Consider the following 17623-nt stretch of genomic DNA (forward strand, 5'->3'; position numbering starts at 1 on the left):
ATTTTTTCAGGAAGGGCTAGAATGGGCCAGGAGCTGAGATGCCGATGAATGCGCCGAATACACTGAAGGCTGAGATGGGCATGGCCAGCGTAACCTTTCCGCTAGTCGGGATTGGTGCGTCGGCGGGCGGCTTGGCGGCGCTGGAACGTTTGCTCCCAGGCCTGCCGGCGCAACCGGGTTTTTCCATCGTGGTCATCATGCATCTGTTGCCGGACCATCCGAGCCAGTGCGCCGAAGCCTTGCAGCGCTTCAGCAAGCTGCCGGTGTCGCAGGTGACGCAGCACCCGACCGAAGTGCTGGTCAACCACATCTACGTCATTGCGCCCGGCACGCTGCTGAAGGTGGAAGACCGCTACCTTTTCATCGATGAAGCCAACGCCGGGCATACGACGCTGGGCGCCATCGATTATTTTTTCCATTCATTGGCCTTGTCGCACCGCCAGCGCGCTGTTGGTGTGCTGCTGTCGGGCATGGGGCACGACGGTTGCGGCGGGCTGGCGGCCTTGCGCGAGCAGGGCGGCAGCACCATCGTCCAGTTGCCGCAGGACGCGCAGTTCGGCACCTTGCCGCAGGCGGCCATCAAGGCCAGCCAGGCCGACATCATCCTGCCGGCCAACGATATCGCGGCGCGCCTGCTAATGCTGTGCAATGCCGCTGCCAGCCCCGTACTGGTTGGCGACGGCACGGAAGCGGAAACCGAGGCGCAAGCCTTGCAGGAAGTGCTGGAGATGGTGCACCGGCACACCGGGCACGATTTCCGCCATTACAAGCGGCCGACCATCCAGCGCCGCCTGGAACGGCACCTGCATCTGCATGGGGTGCACAATGTGGCGGCCTATCGCACGCTGATGGCCAATGATGGCGACGAAGCGCGCAGGCTGATGAAAGACCTGCTGATTGGCGTGACCGGTTTCTTCCGCGACCGGCAGGCATTTGAGAAGTTGCGCGAGACGGTGCAGCCGGCCGTGCTGGAGGCGCGCACCAAAGGCGAGTTCCGGGCCTGGGCTGCTGCCTGTTCGACCGGACAGGAGGCGTATTCCTTGGCCATGCTGCTGGCTGACGCGGCGCGCAATATGAGCGATCCGCCGCGCATCCACATTTTTGCTTCCGATATCGATGAACAGGCGCTGGGTGTGGCGCGTGCCGGCCTGTATCCGGCAACGATCCAGGACGAGGTGCCGCAGGAGAGCCTGGAGCGCTATTTTGTACGCTCCGGCAAGCAATACCGCGTGCGCCAGCCCTTGCGCGAACTGATCACTTTCGCCAGCCATAACCTGCTGCGCGATCCGCCATTTTCCGACCTTGACCTGGTGAGCTGCCGCAACTTCATGATCTATCTCGACCGCGCGATGCAGAGGCATGTGCTGCAGCGTTTCCACTTGAGCCTGGGCCGCGGCGGCATGCTCTTTCTCGGCAGTGCTGAAACGGCGGGGGGCGTGCCGGAACTGTTTTCACCGCTTGACCGCACGCACCGGATATACCGCGCGCGCGTCATCAAGAAGCTCGCGCCGGTGACGGAACCAGGCGGCGAGGTGCTTGCCGCTGTCGAACCGCCGTTACCGCCTTTGCAGCACCGCGTCAGCTTTGCTCACGTGCCAAATGGCGCCGGCGCCGCGCTTCCGCTGCATCTGTCGCTGGACGAGTTGCGCGACCGGCTTTCGCTAGCGGAAAGCGGCTGCGAAGAACTGCAGTCGCACAACGAGGAGCTATCCACCGTCAACGCCGAGCTCAAGGCGCGGCTTGACGATAGCGGCCGGGCCCACGACGACCTGGCCAACCTGATCGCTTCGGTCGACCTGGCCACCATCTTTGTCGGCCCCGACCTGACGGTCAAGCGCTTTACCCCGCGCGCTGCCGGCATCTTCAACCTGATCCCACGCGACGTGGGGCGCAGCCTGCTGGACATTACGAATCGCCTCGATTATCCCCAGCTCAAGGAGGACGTGGCCGCCACTTTTGGCAGCCTGCAGCCGCTGGAGCGGGAAGTGGCCGCGACCGACGGCAATCACTACATTGTGCGGATGCGGCCTTACCGCACCGGGGAAGACGTCATCGCCGGCGCAGTAATGACTTTCTTCGACATCAGCCTCCGCCGCGCGGCGGAGGATGTGGCGCGCGCCCTGGCCAGCGACCAGGAATTCCTGCTGCAGTTGGGCGACATCCTGCGTCCCCAGTCGGACCCGATGCAGGTGCTGGCGCTGGGCTGCCGCTTGCTGGGCGAACGGCTAGCGGTGCCGCAGCTGGCCTTCGCCAGGATCCAGTCCGGTCGCTATGCCGTGCTGCCGGGCCACGCGGCCGGCGTGCCAGCGCTGCACGGCGAAGGCGAGGTGGAGGACCTGGGCCAGCAGGCACTGGCCTGCTGGCGCGCCGGCGAGACAGCGGTGGAGGCGGACCTGTCGCGCGCCTGCGCCGGCGGCCTGGCCGAACTGGCCGGGGGGCGCGGCGCCTTGCTGGCGACCGCCTGCCGCAAGGGCGAGCAGTGGCTGGGCTTCTTCCTTGCCTGCCAGGCGGCTGCGCGCGAATGGAGCGCGACGGACATTACCTTGTTTTCCGAGGCGGTGGCCCGCATCGGTGTTGAATTCGAGCGTGCCCGTTCGCAGGCCGCCTTGTGCGCCAGCGAAACCCGCCTGCGCGACTTGCTGCGCGGGATCGCCAAAGTGTGCTGGGAGGCCGATGCCAGCGGCAAGGATGGCGAAGCCTGGCTCGCGGCTATCCATCCCGATGACCGAGCCCGCGCCCTGGCCATGTGGCGCGAGGCGGTGCGCACTGGCGGCAGCCGCGAAGCCGAAGTCCGGCTGGAAGATGCCGGCGGCGGCTGGAGCCGGGCCAGCGTGCTGGCCAACCCTTTGCTGGACGAGCAGGGCAACGTGCGCAAATGGACTGGCTGCATCATCGACATCGATGAGCGCATGCTCGCGCCATCGGGTAGCATATAGCCATCTATAACTACCCGTGGCAATAGCGATGGAAAATACGATGCACTGGTCGGCGCACGAGCTGTCGATGACGGTCTTGATGACGCCTGACATGGCAAACTTCTCTGGGAATGTGCACGGCGGCGCCATCCTCAAGCTGCTGGACGGCGTGGCCTATGCCTGCGCCAGCCGCTATTCGGGCAGCTATGTGGTGACGCTGTCGGTGGACCAGGTGATGTTCCTGCAGCCTATCCATGTCGGTGAACTGGTCACTTTCCTGGCCTCGGTCAACTACACCGGCACCAGTTCGATGGAAGTGGGCATCCGCGTCGTGGCGGAAGACATCCAGAAGCGCCTGGTGCGCCATGCGAACAGCTGCTACTTCACGATGGTGGCGGTGAGCCAGGACCGCAAGCCGCAGGCGGTGCCGCCGCTGGTGCCGCAGACGCCGGAACAGATCGCGCGCTGGGAAAAGGCAAAGCTGCGCAAGGCCGCGCGCCAGCAAGTGGCGGGCGCGGCCAAACAGGCTTAATTAAAAGCGACAGTAAAACCAGGCGGGTCTGGCCCTTGGGTCAGACCCGTCCAATCTGGCCTAGAGCGCGCGGCGGTGGGTCGGGTAGACCAGCGTGCGCAGCGCAATCGGCTGCGGCACGCCCATCGCGAACAGGAATTCGGCGGCGCGGCGCAAGCCCACTTCGGGCAGGGCGGCGACGGCCTGGTTGATGATGTCGCGCGTCCGGTGGTCGGTGCGCACTTGCTGCCGGTGCAGGTCTACGCTGTTCATGTCCACTCTCCTTATCTCCTCAGGCTCGCAGTCGGCGGGGCGCCGCGCTGGCTAGGTGCTTGCCTTCCTGCAACATCTGGCGCATGGCCGATGCGTCCACAGGACGGCTGAAATGAAAACCCTGGATCTCGTCGCAGCCATGGCGGCGCAGGAACTCAAGCTGCTCTTCAGATTCTACCCCTTCCGCAATCACGCGCAACTCAAGGTTGTGCGCCAGGGCGATCACCGACACCACGATGGCCGCATCGTCGGCGTCGGTGGCGATGTCGTTGACGAAGGAACGGTCGATCTTCAGCACGTCGATCGGGAAATTGCGCAGGTAGGACAGGCTGGAATAGCCGGTGCCGAAATCGTCGATCGACAGCGCCACGCCCAGTGATTTCAGTTCGTGCAGCAGGTTCACGCCTTGCGCCACGTCGTGCATGAACAGGCTTTCGGTCAGTTCCAGTTCCAGCGCGGAAGGCGGCAGGCCGGATTGCTCCAGCGCAGCGGCGATGGTGGACACCAGCTCCGGCTGCGCGAACTGGCGCGCCGACAGGTTGACCGCCATGCGCAAGTCCCTGAAGCCGGCATCGCGCAGCGTACGCGCCTGCTGGCAGGCCGTGCGCAGCACCCAGGCGCCGATCGGCACGATCAGGCCGGTTTCCTCGGCCAGGCTGATGAAGCGTGCCGGCGGCACCATGCCCAGTTCCGGATGCTGCCAGCGCAGCAGGGCTTCCATGCCGACGATCGCGCCGGAGGCCAGGTCCACCTGCGGCTGGTAATGCAGCACGAATTCATCGCGCTCCAGGGCATTGCGCAGGGCGCTCTCGATGCGCAGGCGCTCTTGTGCCTCGTCGTTCATTGCCGGCTGGTAGAACTGGTAGGTGTTGCGGCCCAGCTTCTTGGCCGAGTACATCGCGATGTCGGCGTGCTCGATCAGGTTCTGCGCCGGCGTGCCGCCGGCATCGTAGACCGCCACGCCGATGGAGCAGGTGACGAAGAATTCCTTGCCTTCCAGGAGCACCGGCTGCGCCAGGGCCTTCATCACCCGGTCGATGATGGCCGGCGACAGTTGCTCGTCCGGGTACTGGCTCAGGATCGCCACGAATTCGTCGCCCGACAGGCGCGCCACGGTATCGCTCTCGCGCACGCTCGATTGCAGGCGGCTCGCCACGGTCTGCAGCAGCTGGTCGCCGGCCTTGTGTCCCAGGCTGTCGTTGACGAACTTGAAGCGGTCCAGGTCGATCAGCACGACCCACATCGGCAGGCCGCTGCGGTTGGCGTAGGCGATGGCTTGCTGCAGGCGGTCTTGCAGCAGTACGCGGTTGGGCAGGCCGGTCAGCACGTCGTGGTGGGCGATGTGCTGGATGCGCTGCTCGGCTTCCTTGCGCTCCGTGATCTCGCTGCCGGTGCCGCGGTAGCCCTTGAATTCGCCCTGCGCGTCGTACACCGGCTCGCCGCTGGTGTTGAACCAGCGCGTCGCGCCGTCATGGCCGACGATGGCGTACTCGAAATTCGAGAAGGGCAGGCGGGCCTGTACCTTGTTGATGTGGTCGCGGCCGGCGCTGCTGGTATACAGCTCCGGCGTGCATTCCCAACGGGTGCGGCCGAGGAAATTCTCCTTCGCCACATGGCCTTTTTCGAAGAAGCCGCCGGTGATATGGGTGAAGCGGAACTGCGTGTCCTGTTCCCAGTACCAGTCGGAGGACAGGGCCAGCAGGCGGCGGAAGCGGTGCTCGGATTCCTGCAGCGCGCGTTCGGTGCGCTTGCGCGAAGCGACGTCTTCGGCCAGGCGCTGGTTGGAGCGCTGCAGGTCGGCGGTGCGGGCATCGACCAGCCATTGCACGCGGCGCGAGCGTTGCACCAGGGTGTGCACGAAAGCCGCAGCCAGGGCGCTGAACAGCAGGCCGCCAAGCAAGGTGCCGAGCGAGCCAAGATGGTCGGCCAGGAAGGGGCGCGGCAAGTCGTCGCTGCGGATATGCCAGGTGCGGCCCAGCACGTCGAAGCTGCGCATTTCGCTGCCGTGGTAATCGAAGTCCAGCCAGCGATGCAGCCAGTGCTGCTTGCGGTCCGCCGGCAACGGGCCGTGGCGGTAGGCCAGGGTGCCGTTCTCAGACGGGTCGCCGGCGTACACGCTCAGGCCCAGGCTTGCGTCGTCCAGCAAGCCGTTCTGCTGCAGGATGGTATGCACCAGGTGCGGCGTGCGGATCACGGCTGCCGTATCGCCAACCCAGGCCGCATGGCGCTCGTCGCGCGTGCCGGTCGGCATGCCGGGGCGGTACACCGGCATGATCATGATGAAGCTGTTGTGCTGGGCCGGGTCCTGTGCCAGTTGCAGCTGCTCGGTGGCGGAGGGGCGGCCGTTGTGCAGGATGCGGTCGATGGCGCCGCGCACATGCACGTTGTTGCCGGTATTCAGGCCCAGTGCAGGCTCGTTGCCGCGCATCGGCTCCAGGTATTCAACCACGTTGTAATAAGGCCGTTCCGGAGCGGGCACGGTCTTGCCTTCGGCAGAAAGCTCGGTGATCTGGAAGCCGGGGAAGCGCGCTTGCATGGAGGCTTCGAAAACCGGGCGCTCGGCTTGCGTCAGCACACGGTGGTAGTTGAAGGCCTGGATGAAAGGGTAGCGCTGCAGCAGCGGTGCCGAGAAGGTGTGGAATTGTTCACGGCTCACCGGTTGCACGGTGCGGAACAGTTCATTGATGACATTCAGTACTTCTTCGGCATCGGCCAGTCCGCGCTCGATGGCGGTCATGCGGGCATTGGCGCGCTGCTGGAAGCCCAGTTCCATCTTGCCGAATTCCAGGGCGCTGACGGAGACGAAAAGAACGGCAGTGGCCGCCAGGCCTGCGCCGAGCGTGAGTGCGGCTGCACCGTAGTGCGATAGTCTCCTGCGCCGACCTGCCATGGTGTCCCTTGCATAAAAAATGTAGTTTGTCACAATTCTCATGGCTTTGGGGCAATACCCATTAATTTCCCGTCAAATCTCCCTTGCGCAGGCGGGCAACGGTGTAAATTGCCAACAGTCGATTGGCCAGGCCAAAGCCAAGCCCGGGCGTTGGGCTGCCCCAGGCGGCCACGCGGCGCTGCATGGTGCTGGCCAGCGCACCGGGCGCGCGTCCTGGACGAATCGCAAACAGGATGTGGTTGTTGCCGGCGATGCCAGTGAACTGGCAGATGCGGTCATGGAAGGCATTGGACAGGCGCACCAGCACGCTGCGGTACTTGGGGTCATAGCTGAACACATTGGCCGCCAGCACGCCGTCCGGCCGCAAGGCGCGCCGGCAGTCGGCGTAGAAGTGCTCGCTCGCCAGGGCATTCGGCAAGCCGTCGGCATCGAAGCCGTCCACCAGCAGCACGTCGGCGCTGTCCTTCAATTCCTTCATGTAGCTGGCGGCATCGCAATGGATGACGCGGAAGCGCTCGCTGTCCGGCGGGATGGCAAAGCGTTCGCGCAGGGCGATGACGTCGGCGCGCAATTCGAGCACGGTAATGCGGGTGCGGGGCAGGTAACGATGGCAGAATTTGGCCAGCGAGCCGCCACCCAGGCCCACCATCACGATATGCTCCGGGTTGGGCTTGAACAGGACAAAGCACATCATGGCCCGGGCGTAGGCCAGCACCAGCGCGTCAGGATCGGCCGGATCCATCTGGCTTTGCACTTCGCCGGGCGTGAATTCCAGCGACAAGCGACCGCGCCGGTGGCGAACCAGGGGACGGTGGTGGTCGGGGATGGAAGTCATTTTGTCAACTTGTTACGAGCCGTGATGATCTGCTAAGCTGCCGGGCTCCGGTTTCGACCCCAGTGTACCGGATGAGCACTGCGTTTGGGCGCTCGCGTTTACATCGGCAACTTTTATAGGTACATTGCCAACATAGGCAGCTTGGAGACGATAAATGTTCTTAGACCATCCAACCATTACAGCGACCAACAGTTTTACCGAGCCGGATCGCATCGAGCGCCTGACCCGCGTGTATGGTTACGTGGCCGCACTGGCCGACCACGCCGGCAAGCAGCAGTTCATCGAAAAGGTCAGCCAGCTGCATGACCATAAAGGCACGCTGATCGTGTTCTGGCACGACGCGCCGACCGAAGACGAAAAAGAGTTCTTTTCCAAAGCCTGGGCCAGCAAGATCGGCGACGGCAGCAGCAACGTCGAACACGAAGTCTGATCGCGGCCCGTCCGCCAAGCAATGGATATCAAAACCCTGGTTCTCGCCCTGGCGCTGGGCAATCTCAGCCTGTGTGCAGCGCTGTTTTTCTTCGAGTACGAGAACAAGAAGTCGCTGACCCTGTCCACCTGGGCCATCGCGAAGCAGTGCCAGGCCGTGGGCTGGATCCTGCTGTATTTCCGCGGCGTGGTGCCGGAACTGCTGGCCGGGCCGCTGGCCAATACGCTGCTGCTGGCCGGCTTCGCGCTCGATGCCGGCGCCCTGTGGGAAGGCGTGGGCCGGCCGCGCTGGCGCAACATCCTGTACCCGGCGCTGTCGCTGGCAGTCGGCACGCTGCTGGCCTTCCACATCCTGGATACCTCGCCGGCGATCCGCATTTCTGTGGGTTCGCTGTTCGTCGGTTTCTTCTTCCTTGCCGGCGTGCTGGCGCTGGCGCGCGCCTGGCGCGGCGGCAGCATGCTGCGCCGGTACCTGGTGGTCGCCATGTTCGTGCTGGCGCTGGTGATCGTCGGGCGCGGCCTGCTGGCGGCGGCTTACCCTGAAGGCCTGTCCTGGATCAGCGCCAATGCGATGCAGCTGTTCGGCTTCGGCGGCTTCTACCTGATGATGCTGGTGAACGCTTTCGGCTACCTGCTGCTGTCGCGCGAAAAGCTGCAGATGGACCTGGCCCGCCTGGAAACCACCGATGCCCTGACGGACGTGCCGAACCGGCGCGGCTTTTACCAGGCGCTGGCGCCGTGGATGGCGCTGGCGCGCCGCCCCGGCCAGCCGACTGCCATGATCATCCTGGCGCTGGACCAGTTCAAGCGCGTCAACGACAGCTACGGCCACGCGGCGGGCGACGCTGCCCTGAAATCCATGGTGGAGACCTGCAAGAAGCAATTGCGCGATTCGGACCTGATGGGCCGCCTGGGCGGCGCCGAATTCGCCATCCAGCTGCCGCGTACCGAGCAGGAGGCCGCCATGCTGGTGGCCGAGCGCATCCGCCGCGCCATCGAGGCGACGCCGGTAAAGACCGAGCGTGCGATTATCAAGCTGACCGCCAGCATGGGCGTCACCACCATCCGTGCCGACGACAGCACGGTCAGCCTGTTCAAGCGCGCCGACGAAGCATTGCAGGCGGCGAAACTGCGCGGCGAAAACCAGGTGGCGCAGCCGCCGGAACCGCAATCCCTGGAGGCATTGTCATGACAGCGTAACACTGACGGCGTACTGTGCTACCATTTTCGTTATAAACGATATAAATGGATTCCTCGATGTACGCCGCAGTGGACCTGGGCTCCAACAGTTTTCGACTCTCCATCGGCCAGCACGATGGAGGCAAGATCCGCGTGCTTAACAGCATGCGCGAGCCGATCCGCCTTGCCGCCGGCCTGGATGCCGCCGGCAACCTCACCGACGAAGCCCTGCAGCGGGCGCTGATCTGCCTGAAGAACTTCCGCGTGGCGCTTGCCGCCTACCAGTTCGACGGCGTGCGCGTGGTTGCCACCGCCATCCTGCGCCAGGCGCGCAATGCAGCGGATTTCCTGCCGCAGCTGGAGCAGGCCATCGGCTACCCGATCGAGATCATTTCCGGCGAGGAGGAGGGGCGGCTGATCTACATGGGCGTGGCCAATGCGCTGGGCCAGCCGAACGAGAGCCGGCTGGTGGTGGACATCGGCGGCGGTTCGACCGAACTCATTCTCGGCCGCGGGCTCGATATCGAGCGCGTGGAGTCGTTCAGCGTGGGCAGCGTCAAGCAGAGCCTGTCCTTCTTCGTCGGCGGCCGCGTCGATGCGCGCTCCTTCGAAGCAGCCGTGCTGTCGGCGCGCTCGCATTTCGAGGATGGCGCACCGCCTTATCATCCGGAGTACTGGAAGCGGGCTTATGGCTCCTCCGGCACCATCCGCGCCATCGGCGAGATCATCGAAAAGAACAAACTGGGCGAGGGCATCACCCTGGCCGCCCTGAATGCAGTGCGCAAGCGCTTCATTGAATTCGGCCAGGTGTCGAAGATCGACATGCCGGGCCTGCGGCCGGACCGCGCCAGCACCGTCATCGGCGGGCTGGCAATCCTGATTGCGGTAGTGCAGGAGCTGGGCATCGAAAAGCTGGAGCCGATCGATGCTGGCCTGCGCATGGGGGTGATGTGGGACCTGTACCTGCGCTCGACCCGCCGCGACCGGCGCGACGAATCGGTAGGCGAGTTCCTGGCGCGCTTCCATATCGAATCGGAACGCGGCGTTCGCGTGTCGGAGGCGGCAACCATCCTCTTCCAGCAGATGAAGCCCGCCAGCGATGCCTTGCTGCGCCACCTGTCCTGGGGCGCCCAGTTGCACGAAGTAGGGCTGGTGGTATCGCAAACCGGCTACCACAAGCACTCGGCCTACATGATCGAGAACGCCGACTTGCCGGGCTTCACTACCCGCGATCAAAAGCTGATGGGGCGCCTGGTCCTGGCCCAGAAGGGCAACCTGCGCAAGGTCAGCGAGCACCTGACCGACAGCGATTTCGCCAAGGCTGTCGTGGCTTTGCGCCTGGCCATCGTGTTCATGCACTGCCGCATCGAGGTCGACGATCGCGCCGTGCGCTTGCGCATGAAGAACCGCATTGACCTGGAATTGAAGCGCGACTGCGTTACCAGCCATCCGACCCTGTCCTACTGGATGGAGAAGGAGCAGGAGTTCTGGGATGAAATCGGGGTTGACTTCAGTGTTCGTGCCGTTGCGTAATAATCGTATATACTGTTTATATTATTCAATAATGGAGTATCCATGAACGCAACCAAAGCGAAAGCCCCTGCCGCCAAGCCGGCAATCAGGACCACGGCCAAACCCGCCGCCAAGCGCGCGCCAGCCGCCGCGAAGGCCGCCGCAGCCGCCAAGCCGGCGCCAGTCAAGGCTGCAACCAGGCCGGCGGCAACCAAGCCCGCCGCCGCCAAACCGGCCTCGAAGGCTGCCGCCAAGCCTGCCGTGAAGCGCGCAGCCGCCCTCAAGCCCGCTCCAGCCCCGGCGCCAGCCGCCAAGCCGGCCAAAGTAGCCAAGGCCGAAAAACCAGCCAAGCAGCACAAGGAAAAACTGGTGCGCGACAGCTTCACCATGCCGGAATCCGAATACGCGGTGCTGGGCCAGGTCAAGAAGACCTGCCTGAAAAACGGCGTGGAAGTCAAAAAATCCGAGCTGTTGCGCATTGGCGTCGCCCTGATCAGCCGCCTGGACATGGCCACGCTCAGGGAAGTCCTGGCCTCCCTGCCGCAGCTGAAGACCGGCCGTCCGAAGAAGGCTTGATGTCATATTACTGACATGGAGTTGTCATGTTCGTGCAGCAATAGCGCAGCAAACTGGCTTCGTCACTACAGAAAGGACGAAGCATGCAAACTACGACGATTGCTACCGCCGAACAGCGGGTTTCCACCCCGCGACTGGCATTGAGCATGGCAGCCACCCCGGAAGAGGTGCGCGAAGTCCAACGCCTGCGCTATAAAGTCTTCATCGAAAACCAGGGCCTGACCGCCCTGGCGACGCCGGATGGCCTGGATTGCGACGAATTCGACGCCGCCTGCGACCACCTGATCGTGCGCGACACCGCCACCCTGAAAGTAGTAGGCACCTACCGCCTGCTGAACCCCGCCGGCGCCCGCAAACTGGGCCGCCACTACTCCGAAAACGAGTTCGACCTCGGTCGCCTGAAGCACCTGCGCAGCCGCATTGTAGAAGCTGGCCGCGCCTGCATCCACCCGGATTACCGTGGCGGCAGCGTGATCATGCTGCTGTGGTCCGGCCTGGCCGAATACATGCGCCGCCACCAGTGCGAATACCTGATCGGCTGCGCCAGCATCAGCCTCGCCGACGGCGGCCACAATGCAGTTGCCGTGTACCAGCAACTGCGCGAGAAGCACATGGCGCCAATGGAATACCGCGTCACGCCGCACCTGCCTTTTCCGGTGGAGAAGGTGGAGTCGGCACGCGCGGCCCAGGTGCCGGCCCTGCTGAAAGGCTACCTGCGCTCCGGCGCCTGGATTTGCGGCGCACCGGCCTGGGATCCTGATTTCGAAAGCGCCGACCTGTTCGTGATGATGCCGCTGGCGAACCTGGACGGCCGCTACGCCCGCCACTACAACGTTTGAAAAAACGTGCTATTCTTTCTGTACCGATCGGTAAATTGTGATCCGATCGGTACATTTGAAAGGATAAAACCATGTCGGTCCGACCACCTGTACCACCCTTCACCCGCGAAAGCGCCATCGAAAAAGTCCGCCTGGCCGAAAACGGCTGGAATACCCGCGACCCGGAAAAGGTCTCCCTCGCCTATACGGAAGACAGCTGGTGGCGCAATCGCAGCGAGTTCGCGCAAGGCCGCGCCGCCATTGTCGCCCTGCTGAAACGCAAGTGGGCGCGCGAACTGGAATACCGCCTGATCAAGGAATTGTGGGCCCATGACGGCAACCGCATCGGCGTGCGCTTTGCCTACGAATACCATGATGACTCGGGCCAGTGGTACCGCGCCTACGGCAATGAAAACTGGGAGTTCGACGAAAACGGCTTGATGCACCACCGCCACGCCAGCATCAACGAGCACCCGATCAAGCCTGAAGAACGCAAGTTCTTCTGGGATCGCAGCGGGCCGAGGCCTGACGATCATCCCGGCCTGACCGAGTTGGGGCTGTAAGCATGGCACGCGTTGTCGCAGAACGGGAAGACGTCATCCCCCTGGTGGCGGAAGTGTTCCGCACCTATGGCTTTGAAGGCTCCAGCCTGTCCCGCATCACCGAGGGGACGAAGCTGGGCAAGGGCAGCATCTATCACTTCTTCCCAGGTGGGAAGGACGAGATGGCCGCGGCCGTGCTGGAGGAAATCGACCAGTGGTTCCGCCTGCACGTCTTCGAACCGCTGCGCGAGAGCGCAGATGCAGGGCAGGGCATCGCCGCCATGTTTGCGGAGGTGGAGCGCTATTTCCTGTCCGGACAACGTGTGTGCCTGGTGGGCGTGTTCGCGCTTGGCAATGAGCGCGACCGCTTTGCCGAAGCTGTGCGCGACTACTTCGAAGAGTGGATCGAGGCGCTGGCGGCAGCGCTGGTGCGCAGCGGGCGTAAAGGCAAAGAGGCCACGGCGCTGGCGGAAGAAGTCGTGGGCGGCATACAGGGGGCGCTGGTGCTGGCTCGCGCGTTCAACAGGCCGGCGACGTTTAGGGCGGCGTTGAAGCGCTTGCGGGAAAGGCTGTAGAACAGCCTGAAATGGCGCCGGTGAATGCGATGCCGGCGCCTGGCATCTATCTCAGTGTGAACCGAGCTCAGTGTACTGAGGCATTCGACAGCTCTTTGAGCTCACGGATAGAGAGCTCGGATTTCTCATGCATGCGCAGCAGGATGGTGGCCCCGACTGCGAGCTTGCGGTGACGGATCTTGCTGATAATAGGCGGTTGCACTTCCAGCACCCTGCAGAGTTCCGCATCATTCTTCAGGTGCATCTTCTCGATTAGCGTGTCGAGCAGTTTATTTGGTACGAAACTGGATGGCTCCAGCGCGCGCGCCCTGTTCATTGCCTCGATTAGTTCGAGTTTCTTCTGCCTGACGCTCATTTGCTCCTCCTTGACGTTGTTAACTACGTGGATAGAAAAAGCAGGCTTGCATCTTGTATTGATAACGAAGCAAGTTAATTAAATAATACTCCGCTTACCAAAAAAGCCAAGAATTTGTGAGAAAAATAATGAGTTTTATTGCGTGGCAGGGTTGACGACTGTTGTAACTTTGAGTCCATTTTTAGTGAGGCGCAGAACTTTGTCGGCGCGCGCAGCGGCGGCCGGCGAATGCGTCACCATGATGGTCGTTGCGCCGCTGGATTTAAGTTCCTGGTGCAACAGTTGCAGTATGGAATTTGCCGTGTCTGGATCGAGGTTGCCGGTCGGTTCGTCCGCCAGCACAAGGGCCGGGCGGTGCACCAGGGCACGAGCTATTGCAACCCGTTGCATTTCACCGCCGGAAAGTTGATGGGGGTAGTCGTGGCCGCGGCCGCCGAGGCCAACGGCGTCGAGCATCTCGCGCTCGCGCCCATGCGGCATGCCGTTCAGCAGCAGTGGCAGGGCCACGTTTTGCTGCAAGGTCAGGTGGGGCAGCACATGGAAAGCCTGGAAGATGAAACCCATGCGCGCCCGGCGCAGGCGCGTGGCCGCGTCGTCGTCGAGCGAGGCGAGGGGCGTGCCATCGACGATGATCGCCGGCTCCTCGCTTGGGTCGGGCTGGTCAAGGCCGGCGATCAGGTTCAGCAACGTTGATTTGCCGACGCCGGAGTCGCCCATGATGGCGACGAATTCGCCGGGCTCGAAAGTCCAGCTCAGGCGATCGAGGACGCGCCTTTCGTTCGAGTAACTCTTGGTCAGGTTCTTTAACTGGAGCATGATTTAGCGGGTCAGGGAACGGCGCAGCGCAAAACTCAGGGCATCGACCACGGCCACCAGCAGCAGCATGGCCAGGATCACGGTGGCGGCGCGTTCCATCTGGAACAGGGACAGGTGATACTTGAGCATTTGCCCCAGGCCTCCGGCGCCCACCACGCCCAGCACTGCCGCGGCACGAATATTGTTCTCCCACCGATAGAGCGTGTAGGACAGCATCTGCGGCAAGGTTTGCGGCAGCGTAGCGTAGAAGAAGGCCGCCATCGGGCTGGCGCCGTTCAGGCGCAGGCTTTGTTCCGGCAGCGGCGGGGCATTTTCCAGCGCATCGGCGAACAGGCGGCCCAATACGCCGGCGGTGTGCGCGGCCAGCGCCATGGTGCCGGCGAATGGCCCAAGGCCCGCCGCCACGAGCAGGATCGACGCCCACACCAGTTCCGGGATGGAACGCAGTACGTTCAGCATGCCGCGCACCAGCGCACGCGGCGCACGCCCAAAGCGCCCAGCGCCGGGAATTGCCAGCAACAGCCCGCCAGCAACCGCCAGCAAGGTGCCGAGCGCCGACATGGCCAGCGTTTCCATGGTCGCGATGCCGGTCTTGCGCAGGAAGCCGCTGGCCATCTCCGGCGGGGCGAAGCCGGCCAGGAATTCGCCCATGCTGCGCATGGCTTCAATGGTGAACAGGTCGCCCAGCTTGAGCGACAGCGTGGCGAAGCTGGCGATGACCAGCGCCATGAGCGCGGCGGCAAACAGCCAGCCGGACCAGTTGCGTGCAGGCGGTGCGGGCATATGGCTCATCCCAGCCTCCTGCGCAGGAACTTGGAAACCAGGTCGGCCGCGGCAACCAGCAGCACGAACACGATCAGCATGGTGGCCACTTCACCGCCGGCCAGCATCTTGGTCGATTCGTCCATGCGCTGCCCCAGGCCGCCAGCGCCGACAAAACCCATGATCACCGAGCCGCGAATCGCGCACTCCCAGCGATAAACCGTATAGGAAACGAGTTCGGAAGCCGCCTCCGGCAGTGCACCGTACAGCAGGGCTGCCAGCCGCCCGCTGCCGTTTTGCAGCAGGACTTCGCTGGCGTGATGGTCGGTCGATTCCAGGATTTCGGCGTACACCTTGCCCAGCATGCCGGCATAGGTCAAGGCGATGGCCAGCACGCCGGCGGTCGGCCCCAGGCTGAAGATGCGCACGAACAGCAGCGCCCACACCAGCTCCGGCACGCTGCGCAGCAGGACCAGCAGCCAGCGCACCAGCTGGCGCACGGCGCGCGGGAAAGCAGCGATACGGCCGGTGCCGATGCGCGAGATCGACAAGCGCTCGGTGACGATCAGCGTTGCAGGGATCGCGCCGAGCAGCGCGAGCGTCAGGCCACAGGTGGCAATGGCCACCGTCTTCCATGCTTCGCGCGCCACCATGGCAAGGAATTCCGCGTCATGCGCCGGCTTCAGGAAATCGGACAGGAAGCGCCAGGTGGCCTGCAGGCTTTGCAGGTCGAACAGCGTCCACGGGTAGAACTCTGTCGCCACCACCAGCGGCCAGAGCAGCACGATGCCGACAGCAATAGCCGCCAGGCGCTGGCGCCACGCTGGATCGGGATGGTGGGGCGAAAGGGGAACGGCAGGAACGTTATGCATCGCTTACAGGCAGGCCCCAACGGCCAGCTTGGCTGCCATTTCTTCCGGTTGCGGCGAATTCGCCGGCGGCAGTTCGCCGAGATAGAGCTCATCGATCATCGCTTGCGTGACTTGCTCGCGCGGCAAGTCGAAGGCGACGCGGCCGTTTTTCAATGCCACGATGCGCGGGAAATAGGCCAGCGCCAGGTCGACCTGGTGCAGGCTGCACACCAGCAGCGCGTTGCGCTCGCGCGCTTCCTGCTGCAAGGTGTTCAGCGTCAGTTGCGACAGCGCCGGATCGAGCGCGGACAGCGGCTCGTCGACCAGCAGCGCCTGCGCTGACGACAGCAGCAGGCGTGCCAGGCCGCAGCGCTGGCGCTCGCCGCCGGACAGGCGATCGACGCGCGAATACAGCTTGTCGCCAAGGTTGAAGCGCGCCAGCGCGCGGTAGGCCGCCTCCGGATCGGAGGGCTTAAACAGCGACAGCAGCGCCTGGCCCAGGCTCCACTTCGGCAGGCGTGCCGCCAGCACAGCCGTCACCACGCGCTGGCGCGGCGGCAGCGGCGGCGTTTGCGGCGCCAGGAAAAGGCGTGCCCGCATGGCGTGGCGCCCGGCGTCCGTCAGATGCCAGGGATCGGTGCCAAAGGCCTTGAAAGCGCCGCTATCGGGGCGATGCGAGCAAGCCAGGGTGGAGAGCAGGGTGGTCTTGCCGGCGCCCGAAGGACCGATCAGCGCCACCTGTTCGCCAGGCTCGAAGTTCAGCGAGATGTCTTGCAGCGCAAGGCCGCGCGAACCGCCGATATGGCGGACCGAGAGGCCTTGCAGTTCGTACCAGGCAGAAGACATTGATTACTTCAGCAGGCCGGCGTTCTTGGCTGCCGCTTCGATATTGGTGTAGTTGGCAGCCTTGGTCGGGATGAACTTCGACGCGCGCTGCAGGTCCAGGATCGCCTTGTCTTCAGGCTTGGCGCTGTCCAGCGCCAGGAAGGCGTCGGTGATCTTCTTTTTCAGCGCTTCCGGCATGTCGGAGCGGACGGTCCAGTTGTAGTCGTAGTAGGCCGGGGTGGTGTAGAACACGCGCACCACGGATGGGTCGACTTTCTTCTGTTCGTTCAGCTTTTCCCACACCGAGATATTCAGTGCGCCGGCATCGACCTTGCCGCCGGCAACGGCTGCCACGGTTGCATCGTGCGCGCCGGAGAAGGAAATGCGTTTCAGGTCGGTGTCCGGGTCGATCTTGGCCGCCAGCAGGAAGGAGCGCGGCATCAGGTGGCCGGAAGTCGAGGACTCGGAGCCGAAGCTCAGGGTCTTGCCTTTCAGGTCGGCCAGCGAGTTGATCGACTTGTTGGTGGTCACGAAGACGGAGCGGAATTTTTCATCTTCCACACGCTGCACCAGCGGCACGACCTTGCCCTTGCTCATGTGGTTGGCCTGCACGAAGGTGAAGCCGCCGAACCAGACCATGTCCAGTTTGCCGTTCACCAGGCCTTCCACCGAAGCGGCGTAGTCGGTCACCGGGGTGAATTCCACTTTCATCGCCAGTTTCTTCTCGAGGTATTCGCCGAGGGGCTTGAATTTACGCTGCAGCTCGGTTGGCGCTTCATCAGGAATCGCGGAAACGCGCAGGACTTGCTGGGCTTGGGCGCCGGCAGCGGCGAAGAGCACACCGGCTGCAAACAGGGCCGATTGAATGGTGCGGAGGGAAAACAGGGACATGGAAGATCCTTTTTTATGTTAATGACGAGCCGCACGCCTCGGGCGAGGGTCCGGTACCTGGTCTTGGA

General features: G+C 63.8%; 18 protein-coding genes. 9 read left to right on the top strand and 9 right to left on the bottom strand.

The genetic code is table 11. The annotated features are described in order from the left end of the window. Positions 1 to 38 precede the first annotated feature (38 nt). Together ACN9MU_RS13275 and ACN9MU_RS13280 are read left to right on the top strand one after the other, a co-directional pair. Positions 39 to 2936, top strand: coding sequence for a CheR family methyltransferase (locus ACN9MU_RS13275; protein WP_426344711.1), 2898 nt, complete (start codon positions 39 to 41; stop codon positions 2934 to 2936). A 28-nt stretch (positions 2937 to 2964) separates the two neighbouring features. Next, positions 2965 to 3447, top strand: a complete 483-nt coding sequence (locus tag ACN9MU_RS13280) for an acyl-CoA thioesterase (RefSeq protein ID WP_426171228.1) — start codon at positions 2965 to 2967, stop codon at positions 3445 to 3447. A gap of 60 nt (positions 3448 to 3507) precedes the next feature. Here the strand turns inward: ACN9MU_RS13280 and ACN9MU_RS13285 are convergent, their stop codons facing one another. The 3 genes from ACN9MU_RS13285 to ACN9MU_RS13295 form a co-directional block, all read right to left on the bottom strand. Beyond that, entirely contained in the window at positions 3508 to 3699 is a 192-nt protein-coding gene (locus ACN9MU_RS13285; protein WP_426171229.1) for a hypothetical protein, read from the bottom strand. Positions 3700 to 3718: 19 nt separating this feature from the next. Then, the gene (locus tag ACN9MU_RS13290; RefSeq protein ID WP_426322886.1) at positions 3719 to 6589 is read right to left on the bottom strand and encodes a bifunctional diguanylate cyclase/phosphodiesterase; all 2871 of its coding nucleotides are present in this window, start codon (positions 6587 to 6589) and stop codon (positions 3719 to 3721) included. Between the two features lie 61 nt (positions 6590 to 6650). After that, positions 6651 to 7424, bottom strand: coding sequence for a transferase spermidine synthase (locus ACN9MU_RS13295; RefSeq protein ID WP_426322888.1), 774 nt, complete (start codon positions 7422 to 7424; stop codon positions 6651 to 6653). A 154-nt stretch (positions 7425 to 7578) separates the two neighbouring features. Between ACN9MU_RS13295 and ACN9MU_RS13300 the strand changes: the two genes are divergently transcribed. The 7 genes from ACN9MU_RS13300 (at position 7579) to ACN9MU_RS13330 (ending at position 13055) form a co-directional block, all read left to right on the top strand. After that, positions 7579 to 7854, top strand: a complete 276-nt coding sequence (locus ACN9MU_RS13300; RefSeq protein ID WP_426171234.1) for a hypothetical protein — start codon at positions 7579 to 7581, stop codon at positions 7852 to 7854. A gap of 21 nt (positions 7855 to 7875) precedes the next feature. Further along, entirely contained in the window at positions 7876 to 9045 is a 1170-nt protein-coding gene (locus ACN9MU_RS13305; protein ID WP_426322890.1) for a GGDEF domain-containing protein, read from the top strand. A 65-nt stretch (positions 9046 to 9110) separates the two neighbouring features. Further along, entirely contained in the window at positions 9111 to 10565 is a 1455-nt protein-coding gene (locus ACN9MU_RS13310) for a Ppx/GppA phosphatase family protein (RefSeq protein WP_426344884.1), read from the top strand. 42 nt (positions 10566 to 10607) lie between these two features. After that, positions 10608 to 11120 carry a hypothetical protein gene (locus tag ACN9MU_RS13315; protein WP_426322892.1) on the top strand — a complete coding sequence of 171 codons (513 nt, stop codon included), beginning with the start codon at positions 10608 to 10610 and terminating at the stop codon, positions 11118 to 11120. Between the two features lie 83 nt (positions 11121 to 11203). Next, positions 11204 to 11959, top strand: coding sequence for a GNAT family N-acetyltransferase (locus ACN9MU_RS13320; protein WP_426171239.1), 756 nt, complete (start codon positions 11204 to 11206; stop codon positions 11957 to 11959). Positions 11960 to 12030: 71 nt separating this feature from the next. Further along, positions 12031 to 12501 (top strand): DUF1348 family protein, encoded by a 471-nt coding sequence (locus ACN9MU_RS13325; RefSeq protein ID WP_426344712.1) that lies wholly within the window; start codon positions 12031 to 12033, stop codon positions 12499 to 12501. A gap of 2 nt (positions 12502 to 12503) precedes the next feature. Next, entirely contained in the window at positions 12504 to 13055 is a 552-nt protein-coding gene (locus ACN9MU_RS13330; protein WP_426171243.1) for a TetR/AcrR family transcriptional regulator, read from the top strand. A gap of 67 nt (positions 13056 to 13122) precedes the next feature. On the opposite strand, the gene ACN9MU_RS13335 is transcribed toward ACN9MU_RS13330, so the two are convergent. The 6 genes from ACN9MU_RS13335 to ACN9MU_RS13360 all read right to left on the bottom strand — a co-directional run bounded on the left by ACN9MU_RS13335 (position 13123) and on the right by ACN9MU_RS13360 (position 17555). Next, positions 13123 to 13410 carry a hypothetical protein gene (locus tag ACN9MU_RS13335; protein WP_055934583.1) on the bottom strand — a complete coding sequence of 96 codons (288 nt, stop codon included), beginning with the start codon at positions 13408 to 13410 and terminating at the stop codon, positions 13123 to 13125. A gap of 135 nt (positions 13411 to 13545) precedes the next feature. After that, entirely contained in the window at positions 13546 to 14226 is a 681-nt protein-coding gene (locus ACN9MU_RS13340) for an ABC transporter ATP-binding protein (protein WP_426344713.1), read from the bottom strand. 3 nt (positions 14227 to 14229) lie between these two features. Beyond that, positions 14230 to 15018, bottom strand: coding sequence for a phosphonate ABC transporter, permease protein PhnE (gene phnE / locus ACN9MU_RS13345; RefSeq protein ID WP_426171246.1), 789 nt, complete (start codon positions 15016 to 15018; stop codon positions 14230 to 14232). After that, positions 15015 to 15860, bottom strand: a complete 846-nt coding sequence (locus ACN9MU_RS13350; RefSeq protein WP_426322901.1) for a PhnE/PtxC family ABC transporter permease — start codon at positions 15858 to 15860, stop codon at positions 15015 to 15017. The genes phnE and ACN9MU_RS13350 overlap by 4 nt, the downstream gene beginning before the upstream one ends. Before the next feature lie 3 nt (positions 15861 to 15863). Further along, on the bottom strand, positions 15864 to 16685 hold the full coding sequence (locus ACN9MU_RS13355) for a phosphonate ABC transporter ATP-binding protein (protein WP_426344714.1): 822 nt from the start codon (positions 16683 to 16685) through the stop codon (positions 15864 to 15866). A 3-nt stretch (positions 16686 to 16688) separates the two neighbouring features. Further along, entirely contained in the window at positions 16689 to 17555 is an 867-nt protein-coding gene (locus ACN9MU_RS13360) for a putative selenate ABC transporter substrate-binding protein (protein WP_426171251.1), read from the bottom strand. Positions 17556 to 17623: the final 68 nt, after the last annotated feature.

The sequence above is a fragment of the Pseudoduganella sp. R-32 genome (assembly GCF_049913245.1).
GTDB lineage: Bacteria > Pseudomonadota > Gammaproteobacteria > Burkholderiales > Burkholderiaceae_D > Rugamonas.